The sequence below is a fragment of the Stenotrophomonas sp. 107298_Sma genome (genome assembly GCF_056480345.1).
The window spans coordinates 238,685-259,153 of sequence record NZ_CM151094.1 but is presented as its reverse complement, the minus strand read 5'-3'; the positions used below and the strand labels follow the sequence as shown (position 1 = coordinate 259,153).

At 67.1% G+C, this 20,469-nt stretch carries 16 protein-coding genes; 6 read left to right on the top strand and 10 right to left on the bottom strand.

Going from position 1 to position 20,469, the window contains the following annotated elements; all coding sequences use genetic code 11:
* Positions 1-77: 77 nt before the first annotated feature.
* Both zapE and ACZK2G_RS01185 read right to left on the bottom strand, forming a co-directional pair.
* Positions 78-1,178 carry a cell division protein ZapE gene (zapE, locus tag ACZK2G_RS01190; RefSeq protein WP_136640094.1) on the bottom strand — a complete coding sequence of 367 codons (1,101 nt, stop codon included), beginning with the start codon at positions 1,176-1,178 and terminating at the stop codon, positions 78-80.
* Positions 1,175-1,846, bottom strand: coding sequence for an alpha/beta hydrolase (locus tag ACZK2G_RS01185; protein WP_136640095.1), 672 nt, complete (start codon positions 1,844-1,846; stop codon positions 1,175-1,177). Before ACZK2G_RS01185 ends, zapE begins: the two co-directional genes overlap by 4 nt.
* A gap of 42 nt (positions 1,847-1,888) precedes the next feature.
* On the opposite strand from ACZK2G_RS01185, the gene ACZK2G_RS01180 reads away from it, so the two are divergent.
* On the top strand, positions 1,889-2,746 hold the full coding sequence (locus tag ACZK2G_RS01180; RefSeq protein ID WP_478474430.1) for an EamA family transporter: 858 nt from the start codon (positions 1,889-1,891) through the stop codon (positions 2,744-2,746).
* 57 nt (positions 2,747-2,803) lie between these two features.
* On the opposite strand, the gene ACZK2G_RS01175 is transcribed toward ACZK2G_RS01180, so the two are convergent.
* From ACZK2G_RS01175 to ACZK2G_RS01165, 3 genes are all read right to left on the bottom strand, one after another.
* A complete protein-coding gene (locus ACZK2G_RS01175; RefSeq protein WP_046984323.1) occupies positions 2,804-4,249 on the bottom strand; it encodes an ExeM/NucH family extracellular endonuclease in 1,446 nt (481 codons plus the stop codon).
* A 183-nt stretch (positions 4,250-4,432) separates the two neighbouring features.
* Positions 4,433-4,951 (bottom strand): c-type cytochrome, encoded by a 519-nt coding sequence (locus tag ACZK2G_RS01170; protein ID WP_135271957.1) that lies wholly within the window; start codon positions 4,949-4,951, stop codon positions 4,433-4,435.
* Between the two features lie 197 nt (positions 4,952-5,148).
* Complete coding sequence (locus tag ACZK2G_RS01165) at positions 5,149-5,766, bottom strand: TetR/AcrR family transcriptional regulator (RefSeq protein WP_478474428.1); 618 nt, start codon at positions 5,764-5,766, stop codon at positions 5,149-5,151.
* Positions 5,767-5,926: 160 nt separating this feature from the next.
* Between ACZK2G_RS01165 and ACZK2G_RS01160 the strand changes: the two genes are divergently transcribed.
* From ACZK2G_RS01160 to ACZK2G_RS01150, 3 genes are read left to right on the top strand one after another with little or no spacing between them, the layout of a single operon-like run.
* Positions 5,927-7,090: an isovaleryl-CoA dehydrogenase gene (locus tag ACZK2G_RS01160; RefSeq protein ID WP_046984325.1), complete on the top strand. Its 1,164-nt coding sequence runs from the start codon at positions 5,927-5,929 to the stop codon at positions 7,088-7,090.
* 10 nt (positions 7,091-7,100) lie between these two features.
* Positions 7,101-8,711: a carboxyl transferase domain-containing protein gene (locus ACZK2G_RS01155; protein WP_478474427.1), complete on the top strand. Its 1,611-nt coding sequence runs from the start codon at positions 7,101-7,103 to the stop codon at positions 8,709-8,711.
* A gap of 8 nt (positions 8,712-8,719) precedes the next feature.
* Positions 8,720-10,735, top strand: coding sequence for an acetyl/propionyl/methylcrotonyl-CoA carboxylase subunit alpha (locus tag ACZK2G_RS01150; RefSeq protein WP_478474425.1), 2,016 nt, complete (start codon positions 8,720-8,722; stop codon positions 10,733-10,735).
* A gap of 18 nt (positions 10,736-10,753) precedes the next feature.
* Here the strand turns inward: ACZK2G_RS01150 and ACZK2G_RS01145 are convergent, their stop codons facing one another.
* Positions 10,754-11,950, bottom strand: coding sequence for a putative peptide maturation dehydrogenase (locus tag ACZK2G_RS01145; protein WP_136639973.1), 1,197 nt, complete (start codon positions 11,948-11,950; stop codon positions 10,754-10,756).
* A 119-nt stretch (positions 11,951-12,069) separates the two neighbouring features.
* On the opposite strand from ACZK2G_RS01145, the gene ACZK2G_RS01140 reads away from it, so the two are divergent.
* On the top strand, positions 12,070-12,357 hold the full coding sequence (locus ACZK2G_RS01140; protein ID WP_136639972.1) for an NHLP-related RiPP peptide: 288 nt from the start codon (positions 12,070-12,072) through the stop codon (positions 12,355-12,357).
* A gap of 4 nt (positions 12,358-12,361) precedes the next feature.
* Here ACZK2G_RS01140 and ACZK2G_RS01135 read toward each other — a convergent pair whose 3' ends face one another.
* The 4 genes from ACZK2G_RS01135 to aceB all read right to left on the bottom strand — a co-directional run bounded on the left by ACZK2G_RS01135 (position 12,362) and on the right by aceB (position 19,346).
* Entirely contained in the window at positions 12,362-14,851 is a 2,490-nt protein-coding gene (locus tag ACZK2G_RS01135) for a putative peptide modification system cyclase (RefSeq protein ID WP_253079472.1), read from the bottom strand.
* Between the two features lie 42 nt (positions 14,852-14,893).
* Positions 14,894-15,937 carry a GGDEF domain-containing protein gene (locus ACZK2G_RS01130; RefSeq protein ID WP_046984329.1) on the bottom strand — a complete coding sequence of 348 codons (1,044 nt, stop codon included), beginning with the start codon at positions 15,935-15,937 and terminating at the stop codon, positions 14,894-14,896.
* Between the two features lie 420 nt (positions 15,938-16,357).
* A complete protein-coding gene (gene aceA, locus ACZK2G_RS01125; RefSeq protein WP_004153647.1) occupies positions 16,358-17,659 on the bottom strand; it encodes an isocitrate lyase in 1,302 nt (433 codons plus the stop codon).
* A 64-nt stretch (positions 17,660-17,723) separates the two neighbouring features.
* On the bottom strand, positions 17,724-19,346 hold the full coding sequence (aceB, locus tag ACZK2G_RS01120; RefSeq protein WP_478474423.1) for a malate synthase A: 1,623 nt from the start codon (positions 19,344-19,346) through the stop codon (positions 17,724-17,726).
* Between the two features lie 110 nt (positions 19,347-19,456).
* Here aceB and ACZK2G_RS01115 point away from each other — a divergent pair, with 110 nt between their 5' ends.
* The gene (locus tag ACZK2G_RS01115; protein ID WP_337302941.1) at positions 19,457-20,425 is read left to right on the top strand and encodes a LysR family transcriptional regulator; all 969 of its coding nucleotides are present in this window, start codon (positions 19,457-19,459) and stop codon (positions 20,423-20,425) included.
* Positions 20,426-20,469 lie beyond the last annotated feature (44 nt).

Sequence of the window (20,469 nt, the reverse complement as noted above, 5' to 3'; positions counted from 1 at the left end):
GGCCAGCGGCCGGCACTACCGGAACCCTAGCGTGGTAGTGCCGGCCGCTGGCCGGCAACGCACTCCCGCAGAACCCCTCACGCCCGGTGCGGGGTACCCAGGTATTCGGCGCTCTGCATTTCAATCAGGCGCGAGGCGGTGCGCTCGAACGCGCCCTGCAGGCGGGTGCCGGAATACAGCTCGACCGGCGAAGTGCTGGCGGTACAGACCAGGTTGACATGGCGGTCGTACAGCTCGTCGATCAGATTGACGAAGCGGCGCGCGGCATCTTCGTTCAGGCGGTCGAACGCAGGGATGCCGCCCAGCAGCACGGTGTTGAACTCGTGCGCGATCTCGATGTAGTCCGACGGGCCGCGCGGGCCCTCGCACAGGGCGGCGAAATCGAACCAGGCAATGCTCTTGCCACGGCCACGAACCGGGATCTTGCGGCCCTCGATCTCGATGTTGCCGGTCTTGGCCGGCTGGCCGCCACTCAATTCGTTCCAGCGCGTGGCCAGCCAGTCGTCGCTGTCGGCGGCCAACGGTGCGCGGTACACCGGCGAGCGGGTCAGCGCGCGCATGCGGTAGTCCTCGGTGCCCTCGGCGTACAGCTCGACGCAGAAGCGCTGCAGCAGGCCGATGGCCGGCATGAAACTCTCACGCTGCAAGCCGTTGAGGTACAGGTTTTCCACCGCCGTATTGGAAGTAGTGACCAGGGTCACGCCCTCGGCGAACATCCGCTCCAGCAGCCGCGCCAGCAACATGGCGTCGCCGATGTCGGTGACGAAGAATTCGTCCAGCACCAGCACGCGCAGGTTGCTGCGCCACTCCTGGGCGATCTTCGCCAGTGGATCGCTCTGCCCCTGGTGCTCACGCAGGCGCTCGTGGACGCTGCGCATGAAACGGTGGAAATGGGTGCGGTACTTCTGCTTGATCGGCAGGCCGTCGTAGAACAGGTCGACCAGGAAGGTCTTGCCACGACCGACGCCACCCCAGAAGTACAGGCCCTTGACCGGCTCGGGCTTCTTCCAGAACGAGGACAGGCGGTCCAGCCAGCCGTCCTCGGCACTGTCCAGCAGGCCCAGGTGGATGCGGTCCAGTTCGGCCAGCGCGGCGTGCTGGGCCGGGTCGTTCTGCCAGTCGCCACGGGCAACCCCTTCCGCGTACCGCTGCGACGGGGTCAACTCGGTTGCACTCATGCCGCCGCGCCCAGCCAGTGCTTGACGCCGTGGGTCAACGCGCCGCGCAGATCGATCAGCTTGCGGTGGAAGAAGTGGCTGGTCTCCGGCATGCGTACCAGCTCATGCGGGAACGCCAGCGTGTCCAGCCACTGGTAGACGGCCTGCGGATCGACGATCTCGTCCTGCTCGCCCTGTATCACCAGCCAGCGCGCCGGGGGCGCGATGCCATCGAAATCCCAGCGGCCGGCCGGCGGCGCGATCGAGATCAGCGCTTCCGGCTGCAGCTCGGCAGCAGCCTTCAACGAAACGAACGAGCCGAAGCTGAAACCGGCCAGCCACAGGCGGTCGTCGGGGCGCTGGCTCTGCACCCAGGCGGCAACCGCCTTCAGGTCGTCCTGCTCGCCCACGCCGTGATCGAACTCACCGGCCGAACCACCGACGCTGCGGAAGTTGAAGCGCACCGTGGCGATGCCCAGCTCGCGCAGGGTGGTGGCGGTCATGGTGACCACCTTGTTGTGCAGGGTGCCGCCTTCGGTGGACAGCGGATGGCAGATGATGGCCACGATCGGCTGCGCCGGCACATCGGCCTTGGGCAGGTCGACGACCACCTCCAGCGGACCAACCGGGCCATCCAGCACCAGGCATGCAGTTTCGCCAGCGGCGACAGGGAACGAGGGCTTGTGCATGGCACCATGATAGCGTCCCCCGCCCCTGCCCTGTGCCGCCCCATGCTCTACCTGTCCTTGGCCGTGATCTGCAGTGTGCTGGTTTCGGTGTTGTTGAAGCTGGCCAGCCGCCGCCAGCTGGATGTTGCGCAGATGGTCACCTGGAACTATCTGGTGGCGGCGACGATGACGGCGGTGGTGCTGCAGCCGCCACTGGACGCACTGCGCGGACCGCATGCGCCGTGGCTGTCATTGCTGGCGCTGGCGGTGGTGCTGCCCTCGATCTTCCTGGTGCTGGGCCGCGCGGTGGCGGTGGCCGGCATCGTCCGCAGTGATGTGGCGCAGCGGTTGTCGCTGCTGCTGTCGCTGGCGGCGGCGTTCCTGTTCTTCGGCCAGACCGCCACGCCGTGGAAGCTGGCCGGTCTCGGCCTGGGTCTGCTGGCGATGGTGGCCATCAGCCTGCGCCCGCGCGGACCGGCGATGGCGTCCTCACCCGGTGGCTGGGGCTGGCTGCTGGGCGTCTGGGCCGGGTTCGCGGTGGTGGACGTGCTGCTCAAGCAGGTGGCGCTGTCCGGCACACCCTCGATGGCGGCGGTGCTGGCCAGCTTCAGCGTGGCCTTCGTGCTGATGCTGGCGTTGCAGCTATGGCGGCATTTCAGTAGCCGCAGCCGGCTGGCCTGGCGCAACCTCGGCGCGGGCGCGCTGCTGGGCCTGCTCAACGGCGGCAACATCCTTTTCTATGTGCATGCGCACCAGGCGATGCCGGAGAGCCCGGCCACCGTGTTCGCCGGCATGAACATCGGCGTGGTGGTATTGGGCGCGCTGGTGGGTGTGTTCGCCTTCGGCGAAGCGACCACGAAGTGGAACCGCGCCGGCCTTGCACTGGCGGTGCTGGCGATCGGGTTGATCGCCTGGGGGTGAGCGATTCCCGGGGTCAGAACCCGTTCCGTGGGAATGGGATCCGACCCCGGCGGTGCGTTATTTGTCGAAACCCAGCAGCAGCGGATCGTGGTCGGAGCTGCGCCACGGGCCCTGCACGTTGCGGCCCTGGTAGCCGCTGGCGTCCTGTTCGTCGGCATTGCTGTGCCACTCGGCGGCACCGCGCAGGCGCTTGGCCATGCCCGGGTTCAGCAGGGCGTGGTCGAGGCGGCCGGTATAGCCGTTGTAGACGTAGCTGTAGGGATGCTCGACCTTGGCCACCTTGAAGGCATCCTGCCAGCCGAGGTCATGCAGGGTGCGGATCGGGTCTTCCATCGCATAGGCATTGAAATCGCCCAGCAGCACCGCGTCCTTGGCACCGGTACCGGTCGGGTCGGCCTGCAGCCAGGCGTGCAGCTGCTGCGCCGAGGTCACGCGGGTGGCGTTCCAGCAGCCCTGGTTGTCGTTGCGGTCGGCGTCGGCGCCGCTCGCATCGCGGCAGCCCTTCGATTTGAAGTGGTTGGCGACCACCACGAACGGCGCGCCCTGCTTGCCCTGGAAGGCCTGCGCCAACGGCACGCGGCTGTGCTCGACGAACGGGCCGCCGGTCAGCGTGGCCGGCTTGCCGACCGGCTGCAGGCGCGTGCTGCGGTAGATGATGCCGACCCGGATCGGATTGTCACCGGGGCCGCTGCCGGCGTCGACGAAGCGCCAGTCACCCTGCGCGCCGCGATCGCGGTTGAGCGCATCGACCAGTTCGGCGATGGCCGACTGCGGGCCGTAGCCGTCGTTCTCCAACTCCATCAGTGCAGCGACATCGGCGCCCAGCGCATTGACCGTGGTGACCAGCTTGGCCACCTGCGCCTTGTGCTCATCCGGCGTGCGCGCACCACGCAGGGTCGGGAAGCCGCCGCCCTGGCCGTCGCCATTGAAGAAATTCTCCAGGTTGAAGGCCGCCACGTGCAGACTGCCCGGCACCGTCGGCACCGCCGGACGCTTCAGCTCCGGCAGCTTCAGCACGCCTTCGACCTGCAGGCGCGGACGGCCCTGTGCATCCACGTGCACGACACCTTCCACATTGCGCAGCTGCATGCCGGTACGCAGCACCGGGTTGGCCGGCAGGTAGGCCACGCTGGCCGGGTCGCGGGCATCGCTGCCGTCGTCCAGCACCAGGCGGCGGCGCTGGTTGTCGGCCATCACCTGTTCGTAGCCCGCGGTACCCGGCGCGGCCACTTCGGTCGGCTGCCACAGGCGGCCATCGAAGGCCACGGTGAGCTGCCCAAAGCGCTCCAGGCCATCAGTGCCGGCCAGGGTCAGTGGCGCGGCGACGCGCACGTGCTGGCCGTCCAGTGCACGCCAGTCGGCCGGCGCGGCGGTCAGCACCACGGTGGCGCTGTTGCGCGCGGCGGCGGGTGACGCGACCGGTGCGACCTGCGGCTGGGCCTGGGCGAAGGCGCTGGCCGGCAGCAGCAGGGACAAGGCAAGAACGAGGGAACGGCGGCGCATCGACGGGCGACTCCATGGAAGAGGCGCACAGACTAACCCTGAAATGCGAAACCCCGCCTGCGCAGCGGGGGCATATGAGCGATCAGGCCTTGGTGGGCAAAGCCTGGTAGTGCCGGCCGCTGGCCGGCAACCTCATGACCTTCGTGCAATGCGTGGTTGCCGGCCAGCGGCCGGCACTACCGGTTACTTCAGGTTGCCCAGCATCCAGTCCACGGTGGCGTGGATCTGCTCCTCGGTCAGCGCCGGGTTGCCACCCTTGGGCGGCATGATGCCGCCATCGGGACCGGTGTAACCCTCGATGGCGTGCTTGTACAGGGTGTCCTTGCCCTGTGCGATGCGCTTGTCCCAGTGCGAGTGGTCCAGCGTCGGCGCCATGCCCACGCCGGTGGTGTGGCAGGCGGTGCACAGGTTGTCGAAGATCACCTTGCCGTCCTTGGTGCCGCCGTAGGCGACCTGCGAGGCGGCCTTGGCCAGTGCGGCAGCCTTGGCGGCGGCCTGCGCGGCGGCGCCGGTGCTGCCGGCATAGACCGCGCCGGTGGGCGAAATGCGCTGTTCGGTACGCTTGACCGCGGTGGGCGACACCTCGGGCGGAATCCGGGTATGGATGTAGGCGGCAAGCAGGATCAGGCCGAGGGTGATGGCCATCAACAGCGCGATCACCATGGAGAAGCGTTTCAGGAACTCCAGATCGTAATTCCGCACTCTTCGTTACCCCTGGCTGATAGTCGTTGGACCACGGCTGAGCGACTGCGTGATGAACCGAGTATAGAACGGGCTTTGCGTGCGACAACAGGCGTCACTGCTGGTGCGGCGCAGCATTCGGCCCCGGTAGTGCCGGCCGCTGGCCGGCATCTCCATCCCACCGGATAGATCATGCAGAAGCCGGCCAGCGGCCGGCGCTACCGAATTACCGGTGCGCCGATCGCGCGCAGGCAGAAGCTGCAGATCGCATCCACCAGCGCGTCTTCGTCGCGGTGTGCTTCGCGGCTGGGCGCGGTCGGGCCGACCATCGCCTCGGTGAAAGCTCCGACCAGGCAGGCGGCGGCCACATGCGCGTCCTGCGCCGGCAGCTCACCGGCCGCCACGCCCTCCTCCACCAGCCGCAGGAACACGTCGCCGAAGGCGCGGCGACCGCGCATGCGCTCGGCTTCCACCTCCGGATCGACCGGTTCGACGATGAAGGCATGGGCCAGCCCAGGCCCGGCCAGGGCGCGGCGGACGAAGGCGGTGATCGCCAGCCGCAGGCGCTCGCTGGCCACCTCCGGGCCGCTGGCGATGCGCTCCATGATCGCCACTTCGTGGGCCACCGCGGCGTTGAGCACCTCCACGAACAGTTCGGCCTTGGACGGGAAGTGCCGGTAGATCAGGCCGGTGGACACCCCCGCCTGGGTTGCCACGGCGGTCACCGGGGCGTTGCGCCAGCCACCGGCGGCGACCCGTGAACGGGTCGCCAGCAGGATCCGTTCACGGACCCCGGCCAGGCGTTCTTCCATCAGTGCAGAGCGTTTGTAGGCCATGTTTTGATTCTAGATTCAATTGTTGAATTTGTATTCACTTCTTTCCCGAACCCCGTTACGCTGGGGCCCAATCGCCCGTGCGGGTGGCAGTCCCTGAAACCGCCGCCCGCTCCCCGCCGGGTGCGTCCATTCCCTGCAGTCCCGTCGTGGAGCCACCGCAATGCACGTGCCATCCCTGAACTTCGATCTCGGCGAAGAGATCGACCTGCTGCGCCAGAGCGTGGCCCATTTTGCCGCTGCCGAGATTGCACCGCTCGCGGCTGAAGCCGACGCAACCAACCAGTTCCCGTTGGCACTATGGCCGAAGCTGGGCGAACAGGGCCTGCTGGGCCTGACCGTGGAAGAAGAATACGGCGGCACCGGCATGGGTTACCTGGCCCACGTGGTGGCGATGGAAGAGATCTCACGCGCCTCCGGCGGCATTGGCCTGTCCTATGGTGCGCACTCCAATCTGTGCGTGAACCAGCTGCGCAAGAACGGCAACGAAGAACAGAAGCAGCGCTTCCTGCCCGGCCTGTGCAGCGGCGCCCTGGTCGGCGCCTTGGCGATGAGCGAGCCGGGCGCCGGTTCGGACGTGGTGTCGATGAAGCTGCGCGCGGACAAGCGCGGTGACCGCTACGTGCTCAACGGCAACAAGATGTGGATCACCAACGGCCCGGACGCCGACGTGCTGGTGGTCTACGCCAAGACCGACATGGACGCAGGCGCCAAGGGCATCACCGCGTTCCTGGTCGAGAAGGGCATGAAGGGTTTCTCCACCGCGCAGAAGCTGGACAAGCTGGGCATGCGTTCCTCGCCCACCTGCGAGCTGGTGTTCCAGGATTGCGAAGTACCGGAAGAGAATGTGCTGGGTCAGGTTGGCGGCGGCGTGCGTGTGCTGATGTCCGGCCTGGACTACGAGCGCGTGGTGCTGTCCGGTGGCCCGCTGGGCCTGATGGCCGCCGCCATGGACGTGGTGATGCCGTACGTGCATGAGCGCCACCAGTTCGGTGAAGCGATCGGCAGCTTCCAGCTGATCCAGGCCAAGATCGCCGACATGTACGTGGGCCTGGGCGCCTGTCGCGCCTATGTGTATGCCGTGGCGCGCGCCTGCGACCAGGGCCGCACCACCCGCCAGGATGCCGCCGGTGCCATTCTGTACGCCGCTGAAAAGGCCACCTGGCTGACCGGCCAGGCGATCCAGATCCTGGGCGGCAACGGCTACATCAACGAGTACCCGACCGGCCGTCTGTGGCGCGACGCCAAGCTGTATGAAATCGGCGCCGGCACCTCTGAGATCCGCCGCATGCTGATCGGCCGCGAACTGTTCCAGCGCACTCTGTAAGGCTATCGCGATGACCGTCCTGAACAGCCAGCTGCAACCGGGCAGCGAAACGTTTGAAAGCAACCGCGCGGCGATGCAGGCCGTGGTCGACGACCTGCATGCCACCCTCGCCCGCGCCGCGCTGGGTGGCAGCGAAGCAGCGCGTGCCAAGCACACCGCACGCGGCAAGCTGCTGGTGCGCGACCGCATCGACGCCCTGCTCGACCCTGGCAGCGCCTTCCTTGAGATCGCGCCGCTGGCCGCGCATGGCATGTATGACGATGCCGTGCCCGCCGCCGGCGTGGTCGCAGGCATTGGTCGGGTGAGCGGCGTGGAGTGCGTGATCGTGGCCAACGATGCCACGGTCAAGGGCGGCACCTATTACCCGGTGACAGTGAAGAAACACCTGCGCGCGCAGGAGATCGCCGAGCAGAACCACCTGCCGTGCATCTACCTGGTCGATTCCGGTGGTGCTTTCCTGCCGCTGCAGGACGAGGTGTTCCCCGACCGCGACCATTTCGGCCGCATCTTCTACAACCAGGCCAATCTCTCCGCGCAGGGCATCCCGCAGATCGCCTGCGTGATGGGCAGCTGCACCGCCGGTGGTGCCTACGTGCCGGCGATGAGCGACGAGACGGTGATCGTGCGCGAGCAGGGCACCATCTTCCTCGGCGGCCCGCCGCTGGTGAAGGCGGCCACCGGTGAAGTGGTGACGGCCGAAGAACTGGGCGGTGCCGACGTGCACACGCGCATTTCCGGTGTGGCCGACCACATGGCCGACAACGACCTGCAGGCGTTGGCACGGGTGCGCGCGATCATCGCCCAGCTCAACTGGCGCAAGCCCGAAGCCGCGATGGCACTGCAGCCGGTGGAAGAACCGCTGCTGCCGGCGCACGAACTGTACGGGGTGATCCCGGCCGATACGCGCAAGCCCTACGACGTGCGCGAAGTGATCGCGCGACTGGTCGACGGCTCGCGCTTCGATGAGTTCAAGCCACGCTACGGCGCCACGCTGGTCACCGGCTTTGCGCATCTGAACGGTTACCCGATCGGCATCATCGCCAACAACGGCATCCTGTTCTCCGAATCCGCACTGAAGGGCGCGCACTTCATCGAGCTGTGCACCCAGCGCAACATTCCGCTGGTGTTCCTGCAGAACATCACCGGCTTCATGGTTGGCCGCAAGTACGAACAGGGCGGCATCGCCAAGGACGGGGCCAAGCTGGTGATGGCGGTGGCCTGCGCCAAGGTGCCCAAGTTCACCGTGGTGATCGGTGGTTCGTTCGGCGCCGGCAACTACGGCATGTGCGGCCGCGCGTACTCGCCCAACTTCCTGTGGATGTGGCCGAACGCGCGTATCGGCGTGATGGGCGGCGAGCAGGCCGCCAGCGTGCTGGCCACGGTCAAGCGCGATGGCATCGAAGCCAAGGGCGGCCAGTGGCCGGCAGCGGAGGAAGACGCCTTCAAGGCACCGATCCGCGACCAGTTCGAGCAGCAGGGACACCCGTACTACGCCAGCGCGCGCCTGTGGGACGACGGTGTGATCGATCCGGTCGATACCCGCCGCGTGCTCGCCCTGGCGCTGTCGGCCAGCCTCAACGCCGCCCCGCAGCAGACGCGCTTCGGCGTGTTCCGCATGTAACCCGTGCCATGACCGAGCAAGCTCCTATGAAGCACGTTGCCATGTTCACCAAAGTCCTGATCGCCAACCGCGGCGAGATCGCCTGCCGCGTCATCGCCACCTGCCGCCGCCTGGGCATCGCCACGGTGGCGGTGTATTCCGATGCCGACCGCAATGCGCGCCACGTGCGGCTGGCCGACGAAGCCATCCACATCGGCCCGGCGGCCGCGCGCGAGAGCTACCTGCGCGGCGACGTGTTGCTGGACGCCGCACGCCGCAGCGGGGCGCAGGCGATCCATCCCGGCTACGGCTTCCTGTCCGAGAACGCCGATTTCGCAGATGCCTGTGCCGCCGCCGGCATCACCTTCATCGGCCCGCCGGCCACCGCGATCCGCGCGATGGGCGACAAGAGCGCGGCCAAGGCGCTGATGGCCAAGGCCGGTGTACCGCTGACGCCGGGCTACCACGGCGACCAGCAGGAACCGGACTTCCTGCGCACGCAGGCCGACGGCATCGGCTACCCGGTGCTGATCAAGGCCAGCGCCGGTGGCGGTGGCAAGGGCATGCGCAAGGTTGATCGCAGCGAGGACTTCGTCGATGCACTGGCCAGCTGCCAGCGTGAGGCGGCATCGGCGTTCGGTAACGACCACGTACTGGTCGAGAAGTACGTCGAGCGTCCGCGCCATATCGAGATCCAGGTGTTCGGCGACAGCCACGGCGATGCGGTCTACCTGTTCGAGCGCGACTGCTCGGTGCAGCGCCGCCACCAGAAGGTGCTGGAAGAAGCGCCCGCACCGGGCATGAGCGCCGAACGCCGCGCCGCGATGGGCAAGGCCGCGGTCGATGCCGCGCGCGCGGTGGGATACGTGGGCGCGGGCACGGTGGAGTTCATTGCCGGCCCGGACGGCGATTTCTATTTCATGGAAATGAACACCCGCCTGCAGGTCGAGCACCCGGTAACCGAATACATCACTGGCACCGATCTGGTGGAGTGGCAGCTGCGCGTGGCCTCGGGCCAACCGCTCCCGCTGCGCCAGGAGCAGCTGGCCATCCATGGCCATGCGATCGAAGCGCGCCTGTACGCCGAGGACGCCGACCGTGGCTTCCTGCCCTCCACCGGCACCCTGCGCCGCCTGCGCCTGCCGATTGCGTCGGCCCATGTGCGCGTGGATACCGGCGTGGAGGAAGGCGACAGCATCACCCCGTACTACGATCCGATGATCGCCAAGCTGATCGTCTGGGACGTCGATCGCGAGGCGGCCCTGCGCCGCATGAGCCAGGCCCTGGCCGACTGCCAGGTGGTGGGCGTGACCACCAATGCCGGCTTCCTGCGTCGGCTGGTGAACACCGATTCGTTCGCGCACGCGAAGCTGGATACCGCGCTGATCGAACGCGAACAGGCGGCATTGAACGCGTTCGGCGACAGCGGCGATGCGCTGTGGCAGCTGGCAGCGGTTGCCGCTGTGGCCACTACCGCGCGCGCCGGCAGCGATGCGCGCGACCCGCATTCGCCGTGGCAGGCGCAGGATGGCTGGCGTCTTGGTGCCTCCGCCCCGCGCGTGCTGCCGCTGCAGCAGGGCGAACGCACGCACACGCTGAAGGTATGGGCGCAGGCCGATGGCTGGCGTGTGCAGAGCGATGACGCAGCACCGGTGCAGGTGATCGGTGCGGCCGATGCACAGGGCCTGACGGTACAGCTGGGCGAGCGTCGCTGGACGTTGCAGCTGCTGCGCGAGGGCGACCAGCTGTACCTGTTCGGCGCCGATGGCCAGCACCGCTTCACCCTGCATGATCCGGTGGGCGAATCGGACACTGCCGTAGCCGACGCCGGCAGCCTGCTGGCCCCGATGCCGGGCAAGATCGTGGCCACGCTGGTCGCGGCCGGTACCGAGGTCAAGCGCGGTACGCCGCTGGTGGTGCTGGAGGCGATGAAGATGGAGCACACCCTGCAGGCACCGGCCGATGGCACGGTGAAGGGCTACCGCGCCAAGGCCGGCGACCAGGTAGGTGATGGCGCGGTGCTGGTGGACTTCGAGGCGGCGTGAACGATGACGCGCCGGGCCCTAGGGCCCGGCTGCGTCGGCATCCCCCGCGCGTGGGTCCGAACGTGGCCACACGTGGCCATCCGGGTCCAGCTCCGCGGTGGTCTTTGTGCCACTGCGCCAGCCCAGCCCGCAGATCGCCAACGCACCTTCGGCCATCGGCTGCAGGCCAAATGCACGCCCGGCCTCGGCTTCGTTGATGGCCGCTGTAACAAAAGCGCCCAGGCCCAGTGCGGTGGCCGACGCATACAGTGCCTGTGAAACATGGCCGGCATCCAGCGTGACGGCACGGTAGGCCTTGGCATGGTTCCGATACTTCCAGAAGTTGCGCTCGAAGCGGCACACCAGCACCAGCAGCACGTGTGCATCGGCGAACCAATGCTGCCCGGCCAGCAAGCGCTGGCACAGCGACTCCAGGTCCTGTGGCTGTGCCGACAGCCGGCCGAGCTCGTGCGCCACCGCATGGTAGTGATACAGCCCCGGGGCCATTCCCTCCACGTTGCGTACCAGTAAGTAGGCCTCCAGCGGATGCAGGCTGCCGGCTGAAGGCACGTTCTTCTTCAGGAACCGGACACCTGGATCGGTTTCCACCTCGGCCTGTGCCATCAGCACCTGTTGCAGCACGCGGGCCAGCAGTGGCAACGGCAGCGCACGCCCGGTATCGAAGTTGCGGCAGGTAGCCCGTGCCTGCAGCTGCGGCTGCATCGGATCATCCTCGTAGCAAGGCAGTGCCCGCGCGCCATGTATACGCGGAGGTGCCTCGGGCGGCGGACTGCCGTAGCTGCGCACCAGATCGCGTGCGGTCACCAGCTGGTGCTGCTCCATGTCCTGCACGCTGTCCACCTCGTCCCAGCACGACTGCTGGTAGTGCAGCGCCGACAATGGCCACCAGTGACTGTCGCGTACCTGCTGCTCGATTGCCAAGGCCTGCGCGTGGGCAGGATCATCGCTGACCAGCAACCCCAGTTCCAGCAGCGTCAGGACATCAGCGCGCGCCTGCGGATCCGAAGGAAGCGGCTGCCATTGCTCTGCACTGCACTGAAGCAGCCACATGCAGCTTGCTGCATCGATCACACGCGGTTCCCGCAGGTGCGCGGCACGGACCTGCAGCGAACGCTCGAAATCAACGCCGGTACCGCCACCCAGTACGCCAGCCAGGTCGAACCTGGGGCGCTCGATCGGCTCCACCATCATCATCAGGCAACGGCGGAAATTCATGTGGATCTGTCATCCCAGGGCCTGCATGGTCGACGATGATAGCGCGCGGCCCGCAGGCGGCCATCAACTCCCCTGTACGGCAGCCGATACTTGTACTTTCCACCTTCTGGTAGTGCCCCATGTCTGCATCCCCCCTCTCCGCCGACGTCGTCCAGCAGCTGCTGGAGCGCCTGTCCCACGACGATGACTTCCGCGTAGCCTTCAGTGCCGACCCGGGCAAGGCCCTGCTGGCGCTGGGTGCCGACGAAGCTACCGTGCATGCCTGCCGCGCGCCGCTGGCGACGCTGGGGGGCAAGCAGGAGTTCGCCGAGGCGGCCTCGCGCATGAGCAGCCTGCTGAGCGCACGCGCGGCCTTCAACGTGCCGTTCCTGTTCGAGGACGGCCTGCCCGGCCTGAAGCACGATTGATCGATCAGGGTGCGACCGGCGCGCCTGTGCCAGCGGCGAGGGTTGTGCCCTTCTGGAGGGCAAGCCGCTGTGCGTCCATGACGTTCAGCGGCAGCAGCGCGTAGTCGCCGATGCTTTCGGCGAAGGCCAGGCCCGCATGACGCTGCAGCCAATGCGCCTGTCGAGCGGCAGCATCGTGGTCGCCGCGAGCACGCAACAGGTCCAGCTGCAACACCCGCCACTGGAACAGGCTTGCATCGGGTCGCTGGGCCAGCAGTGACTGCGCATGCGCCAACTTGCCCTGGTCGAATGCGATACGCGCCTGCAGCAGGTTCCACAGTTCGCGCAGGCGAGGATCACCATCCCGTTCCGGCAGGGCCTGCAGCGCGTCCTGCCGATTGGCCACCACGGACGCCTGTCCGGCACGTACGGCATGGTAGGCCGTCGCCAAGGCAATGAATGCGTTGCGGCGCGCGGGCGCCGGCTGACTGCGATCGATGGCCGCCAATGCCCGGTCCAGTACCTGCTGGTACTGCTGTTCCACAGCCGGGGCACCGGCTTGTCCGCGCCAAGCCAGTGCCTGCAGGGCCAGGATGTCGCACATGCCGCCGCGAGTTCTGCATTGCGACGCCAGCTGTTGCATGTCAGCGGCCGCCTCCGTCCTGCGGTCCTGCATGGCCAGCACCGCCGCGCGCTCCATGCGCGTGCCAAGCCCGAGCGGTGCCATGGCTTCGAAACTGGCGTTGGCTGCAGCGAAATCACCGGTCAGTGCTGCCAGCACCGGCTCCATGCCATCGCCATTCCAGCCCGGATGCAGCCGGGCGCCCCGCAGCGCGGCATCTGCGGCGCCCGTCTCTCCGCGTGCCAGCTGGATCCGTGCGACGAACGCCAGCACCAATGCACGACGCGAGTGCTGGCGGCCAAGCAATGGCTGGGCAGCTGCCAGGGCGCCGTCATAGTCCCCCTGCGCGAACAGCACCAGCGCGTAGTTCATCCAGCCGGCCGGGTCGTCCGGGTACAACTCGGTCAGCATGCGCCATTTGTCAGCGATGCGTGCAGGCGGTGCACCTTCGAAATCGGCCGCCCAGGCATCGAGATAGAGCTGGTCGCGCGCGGTCAGGTGCGTACGCTGGCTGACCGCCTTGTGGTACAGCGCCGCGGCCTGCTCCAGGTTGCCCTTGGCGTGCTGGATGTTCATCTGCCCGACGTAGGCGAAGGCAAAGGCAGGATCCAGCCGGGTTGCCTGCTCGAAGAACATCAACGCATCGTCGTAGCGCGCCGCAGCCGTTGCATCCACGCCCTTGGCATACGCATGCAGTGCGTCCAGATTGGCGGTAGCCACGGTAGGCAACGGTCGCTGGTCAGCGCCGACGTCACGAAGCGCTTCGCCAAGGTCGGTACGCAACGCCGCAACCACGTGATCGGTCGAGGCGAGGATCGAGTCCAGCCCGCGGCCGTCGGCAAAGCGCGTGTAAACGGTCTGTCCACTACGCGGATCCACGACTTCGACACTGACCCGCACTTTGCCGTTGAGCTCCAGCACGCTGGGGATCAATACCGCACGAACTCCGTCACGCAGCGCGACCTCGATGGCCAGCCTGCGGTCCAGCCGCGCCTGCGGAGGGCGCTGCATCAGCTGCAGCGTGTCACGCACCTTCAGCTCGCTGAGGATGTTGACGAAGCGCGACTGCCCCAGGCTGATATACAGCGCCTGCTCCAGGCTGCTATCCAGCTGCGGATAAGCCGTGGCGTTGTGCACCGCCGCCACGATCACCCAATCGCGTTCGGCGAAGGCGATGGCCGGTGCCGGCCGAAACAGTGTCCACAACACTCCGCATAGCGCCAGCATGAGCGCCGCCTCGGTCACCAGCGCGGCTGGGCGACGCCACAGCGGCAGATCCCGCCACGCTTTTTCGCCCGAGCGCGGGCGACGTAGCGGGGCGCTGCCACGCAGTCCCACCTCGAAGACTTCCTGGCGTTCGCCGATGCCCTTGAAGCGCCAGCAGCCGTGATCCTTCCAGCGCAGCTCATCGGCCGCCCAGGGCAGTTCGCTGGCTGCCCGACGCGCCATCTGTTCGGCAGCCGAAGACAGCAGAACCTGTCCAGGCCACGCCAGCTGCATCAGGCGCGCAGCCATGGGCTTGGCCAGGCCTTCCACCTCCACCGGCTTTGCGCCGTGAGCAACGGCCTCGGCACTGTTGTTCCACAGCAGCACGTCACCCACGTGCAGGCCGGCGCGTGCACGCAGGACGACGCCACGGTCGCGCCCCAGTGCATCAACGGCGTTCTGGTAGGAAAGGGCAAAGCCGATGCCATCGATGGGACGTTCGAACAGGATGAACAATCCGTCAGAGCGATCGATCAGCTGGCCGTTCCAGCGCTGCTGCAGGCCCAGCACCAGACGGTCATGCTGCTGGAACAGCTCAGCGGCGGCAACGTCACCGATCCGCTCGACCAGCTGCAGCGAATCGCACAGATCGGTGAACAGCAGGGTCCGCACTTGCGAACTCTGCATCGGGAGGAAATCCGGAATGCCGTCCATTGCCACCTCTGCTGCTCATTGTCCGTTTTCGGAGTCGCCGCCCCAGCGCAGGCAGTTGCCGCCATCGCGCTTGGCCTGGTACAGCGCACGATCCGCACAGGCATACCACTCGCTCCAGCCTGCCTCCGGCACCAGCAGGCTGGCACCGATGCTGACCAGGCTGACATGCGGCGTGCCATGACTGCGTTCGAGCAGGCCATGCACCGCGCTGAGGATGAACTCGGCCGCGTGCTGCACGATCTCATGGTTGCCACGGCGCAGGATCAGGCAGAACTCATCGCCGCCGAGGCGGCAGGCCAGGTCCTGCTCACCGGCCATCGAGCGCAGGATGTTGCCCATGCTCTGCAGCACTCGGTCGCCGGCCTGGTGGCCGTGACGATCATTGATCTGCTTGAAGCGGTCGCAGTCGATCAGCAGCAGTGCCTGCGGCAACCCGTCACCATCGGCGCGGCACTCCTGCAGGTACAGGGTGAGGCCGCGACGGTTGTGCAGCCCGGTCAGTTCATCGGTACGCACCAGTTCACGGGTGTGGGTCAACTGGTGTGTGGTGATGTACAGGTTGTCCAGCGCGGTTTCCAGATCGTGGTTGCGCCGGCGCAGCTGGCTGATCAGGGCCTGCTCGTTGGTCAGCACGCGCATGATCGTGCGGCGCAGGAAGTAGGCGACCAGGCCGGGATCGGATTCCACCAGGCGATGGAAGTCAGCCGGGCCCAGCTCCAGCACTTCACAGTCGGCCAGCGCGCGTGCACTGGCGCTGCGCAGGTGATCGCCGACCAGTAGGCCAAGCTCACCGAAGAACTCATGCTGGCCGAGCGTCTTGATCACCAGGTCCTCGCCGAAGTCCAGTTCGATCTGGCCCTGGAGGATCACATACATCCGTTCGCCGCGATGGCCACGCTGGAACAACCACTGTCCGGCATGAAGCTTGCATGGGCGGGCAAATCTGGCAAACAATGCAACCTCGGCAGCGGAAAGCAGCGCGTGCACGATCTCGGCCATCGCCACCCGGGCGATACCTGACGTCACATCACTGTTCTCGGCCGCACCCCTGCCGGTCATTCCCTGCACCCGCCGCCAGCGTCCCCTGGTGAGCCGCGGAGCATAGCACCGCTTTAAAGTGTGCGCCCTATCTCATTTTTAATGCCCCGGCGATCTTGCCTGATGTGAGGATGCGTGGTGGCCGTTCTGGTCACGGGTGTCCGGGCAAAAGTCCTGCTGGATCAACCCGATGGCACTCTTCACAGGCTTTCGGCCAAGTTGCCGGTACGCGGGGGTGCGCCTGATTGACGCTGCTTGCTGACCACGCCTTTGCATCGATACAACAACGCCGGCAGGTCCCCCGACCGGCCGGCGTTGTCTGGCCCTTCCCTGGCCACCCTGATCGGATCTCCAGGCTTCGGTAGAGCCTGGCCGCTGGCCGGCTTCCCCGTGGTGCCCGGAGGATCGCGTGGTTGCCGGCCAGCGGCCGGCACTACCGCATCACGCCGCGCGTTCGCTGCGCCCGCCGTGGAACTGCTCTTCCTCGGTCGAGCCGGTCAGCGCGGTGGTCGACGACTGGCCCTGCTGGATCGCCTGGGTCACCGCATCGAAGTAGCCGGTGCCGACCTCACGCTGGTGCTTGACTGCGGTGAAGCCGCGCTCGGCCGCTTCGAACTCGGCTTCCTGCAGTTCCACGAACGCGCTCATCTGCCGACGCGCGTAGCCATGGGCCAGGTTGAACATCCCGTAGTTCAGCGCATGGAAACCGGCCAGGGTGATGAACTGGAACTTGTAGCCGTAGCTGCCCAGTTCACGCTGGAACTTGGCGATGGTGGCGTCATCCAGGTTCTTCTTCCAGTTGAAGCTGGGCGAGCAGTTGTAGGCCAGCAGCTTGCCTGGGAACTTCGCATGGATTGCCTCCGCGAATTTCCGAGCGAATTCCAGATCCGGCTTGCCGGTCTCGCACCACACCAGGTCGGCATAGGGCGCATAGGCCAGGCCGCGGCTGATCGCCTGGTCCAGGCCATTGCGGGTCTTGTAGAAGCCCTCGACGGTGCGTTCGCCGGTAGCGAAGGGCTTGTCGTTGCCGTCGATGTCGCTGGTCAGCAGATCGGCAGCCTCGGCATCGGTACGCGCCACCAGCAGGGTCGGCACGCCCAGCACGTCCGCGGCCAGGCGCGCAGCGTTGAGCTTTTCGATCGCCTCGCGGGTCGGCACCAGCACCTTGCCGCCCATGTGGCCGCACTTCTTCACCGAGGCCAGCTGATCTTCGAAGTGCACGCCAGCGGCGCCGGCTTCGATCATCGCCTTCATCAGCTCGAACGCATTGAGCACGCCACCGAAACCGGCTTCGGCATCGGCCACGATCGGCTGCAGGAAGTCGATGTCGTCCTTGCCCTCAGCGTGGTGCAGCTGGTCGGCGCGCAGCAGCGTGTTGTTGATGCGCTTGACCACCGCCGGCACCGAATCGGCCGGGTACAGCGACTGGTCCGGATACATCTGACCGGCCAGGTTGGCGTCGGCCGCCACCTGCCAACCGGACAGGTAGATCGCCTTCAGACCCGCCTTGACCTGCTGCATGGCCTGGTTGCCGGTCAGTGCACCCAGCGCGTTGACGAACTCGCGCTCATGCAGCGACGCCCACAGCTTCTCCGCACCCAGGCGGGCCAGCGAGTGCTCGATGTGGACGGTGCCGCGCAGGCGCACCACGTCGGCGGCGCTGTAGTTGCGCTGGATGCCTTCCCAGCGCGGGTTGGTATCCCAGTCGTGCTGGATCTGTTCGGCAGTGGGCAGCTTGCTCATGTCTTTCTCCAGTTCGGTTCGTGCGTGCAGCGGGGAGGGAAACGGCGGGATACGCGGGCGGCGATCAGTCGATGCGCGCGTAGGCCGGCAGGGTCAGGAAATCGGTCAGTTCTTCGCTGCGGCTCAGTTCGCCGAGCAGGGCGATGGCCTCGCTGATGCGCGCGCCACCGGGCAACGCAGCGGTATCGCCCAGCCGTGCCGGCAGCTGCGAAAGTGTGGAATCCAGCAGCGCCGGGTCGATCGCGGTGCCATCGTCCAGCTGCTGGCCCGGCGTATGCAGCCACTGCCACAGCTGGCTGCGACTGATCTCGGCGGTGGCCGCATCCTCCATCAGGTGGTGGATCGGCACGCAGCCGTTGCCATCCAGCCACGCCGCCAGATAGCGCACGCAGACTTCCACGTTGCCTTCGAAGCCAGCGCGGGTGATGGTGCCCGGCGGCCGCGCGATCAGTTCGTCGCGGCCGACACGCACATCCTGGCGCAGCACGCTGTGCTGGTTCGCACCGGGCATGTGCTCATCGAAGATCGCCATCGCCACCGGAATCAGCGCCGGATGCGCGACCCAGGTGCCGTCGTGGCCGGCGGTCACTTCGCGCAGCTTGTCGGCGCGCACGCGTGCCATCGCCTGTTCGTTGGCGGCGGCATCGTTGTTGATCGGAATCTGCGCGGCCATGCCGCCCATCGCATGCGCACCACGGCGATGGCAGGTCTGGATCAGCAGTTCCGAATACGCCTTCAGGAACGGCTGGGTCATGGTCACCTGGCCGCGCTCGGGCAGCACGCGATCGGCGTGACGGCGGAAGGTCTTCAGGTACGAAAAGATGTAATCCCAGCGCCCGCAGTTCAGGCCGACGATGCGATCACGCAGGGCGTGCAGGATCTCGTCCATCTCGAACACCGCCGGCAGCGTTTCGATCAGCACGGTCACTTTGATCTGGCCGTGCGGCAGGCCGAGCATGCCTTCGATGTGCGACAGCGCGATCTCCCACAGCGCGGCCTCTTCCATGCTCTGCAGCTTGGGCAGGTAGAAGTACGGGCCGCGATCCTTGGCCTGCAGGGTGCGGGCGTTGTGGAAGGCGAACACCGCCGCATCGAACAGGCCGCCGGCGAGGAACTGGCCATCCACGCGCACATGCTTTTCGTCCAGGTGCCAGCCGCGCGGACGCACGATCAGCACCGCCTGCTCCTCATAGGGGCGCAGCGCGTAGTGCTTGCCATTGGGTGCGGTGTACTGCAGGTCGCCGCGCACCGCAGCGGCCAGCGACTGCTGGCCGGCCAGCAGGTTGCGCCAGGTCGGCGAGGTCGAATCCTCGAAGTCGGCCATGAACACCTTGGCGCCGGAGTTCAGCGCATTGATGACCATCTTCGGGTCGGTCGGGCCGGTGATCTCGACGCGACGGTCCTGCAGTGCGGCCGGCAGCGGCGCCACGGTCCAGTCCCCGCTGCGGATCGCGGTGGTGTCCTGGCGGAAGTCCGGCAGGCCGCCCTGGTCGAAGAATGCCTGGCGCTCGCGGCGCGCCTGCAGCCGTGCCTGCCGGCCCGGTTCCACCGCACGGTGCAGCGACACCAGCAGGGCCAGCAGCGGCGCCGGCAGCAGCGTGTCCTGGCCGGCCACGCGGGTCGCCAGGGCGATGCCGGGGGTGGCCTTGCTGGCGGGGGTGGGAACAGCGGAAGCGACGGCGGACATGGGGCGACTCCAGCGGTGGGGGAACGTCTCCACGGTGCCGCTGGGGCCGAGTATTTGGCAAAACAGTTTTTGCAATGTTCTACATAATTTGTGCTAATACTTGTGACACGATGAGCACACGCCCCCCGCCAAGCCCTCGTTTTTCCTACAAATCCGACCGGCTGAAGCCGCTGCGCGCGTTCTGCCAGACCGTACGCCTGGGCTCAGTCTCACGGGCGGCTGAGGCACTTTTCGTCAGCCAGCCGGCCATCAGCCTGCAGTTGCAGGCGCTGGAACGGGAGCTGGGGGTGCCGTTGTTCGAGCGCAGCGGGCGCCGTCTGGTGCCCAGCCGCGAGGGCCAGCTGCTGTACGAAATGGCACAGCCGCTGGTGGAGAACCTGGACGGGCTGGAGGCGCGTTTCCGCGACAAGGTGCGTGGCCTGGACGCGGGCGAGCTGAACATCGCCGCCAACAGCTCGACCATCCTGTACCTGCTGCCGAAGATCGTCGAACGCTTCCGCCTGCACCATCCGGATGTGCGACTGACCCTGCACAACGCGATCAGCGCCGACGGCACCGACCTGCTGCGCGAGGACGCGGCTGACCTGGCGATCGGTTCGATGACCGATGTACCGGCCGACCTCAGCTACGCCCCGGCCTACCGCTTCGAGCAGGTGCTGATCGCCCCGCACGACCATCCGCTGGCCAGTGGCGGCGAGCTGGAGCTGGCCGATATCGCGCGCTACCCGCTGGTGCTGCCGCCGAAGCGGCAGATCACCTACCGCCTGGTGGACCAGGTGTTCCAGCGCCACCGCATCGCGTACACGGTCGCGCTGGAGGTGGGCGGCTGGGAGGTGATCAAGCAGTACGTGGCGATGGGCATGGGCATTTCCATCGTGCCGGCGCTGTGCCTGAACGAGGCTGACCGCGAGCGGTTGGCGGCGCGTTCGATGAAACGCTGGTTCCCCGAACGCAGTTACGGGGTGATCGTGCGGCGTGGCAAGGCGTTGTCGGCGCAGGCGCGGGCGTTCATCGAGCTGATCCAGCCGGAATTGTTCAGTCCGCGCGATTACGACCAGAGCGGGCATTCGGAGCGGTGAGGGGTTGTCGGCAGGGCTGCGCCCTGCACCTGCCGAATCAACGG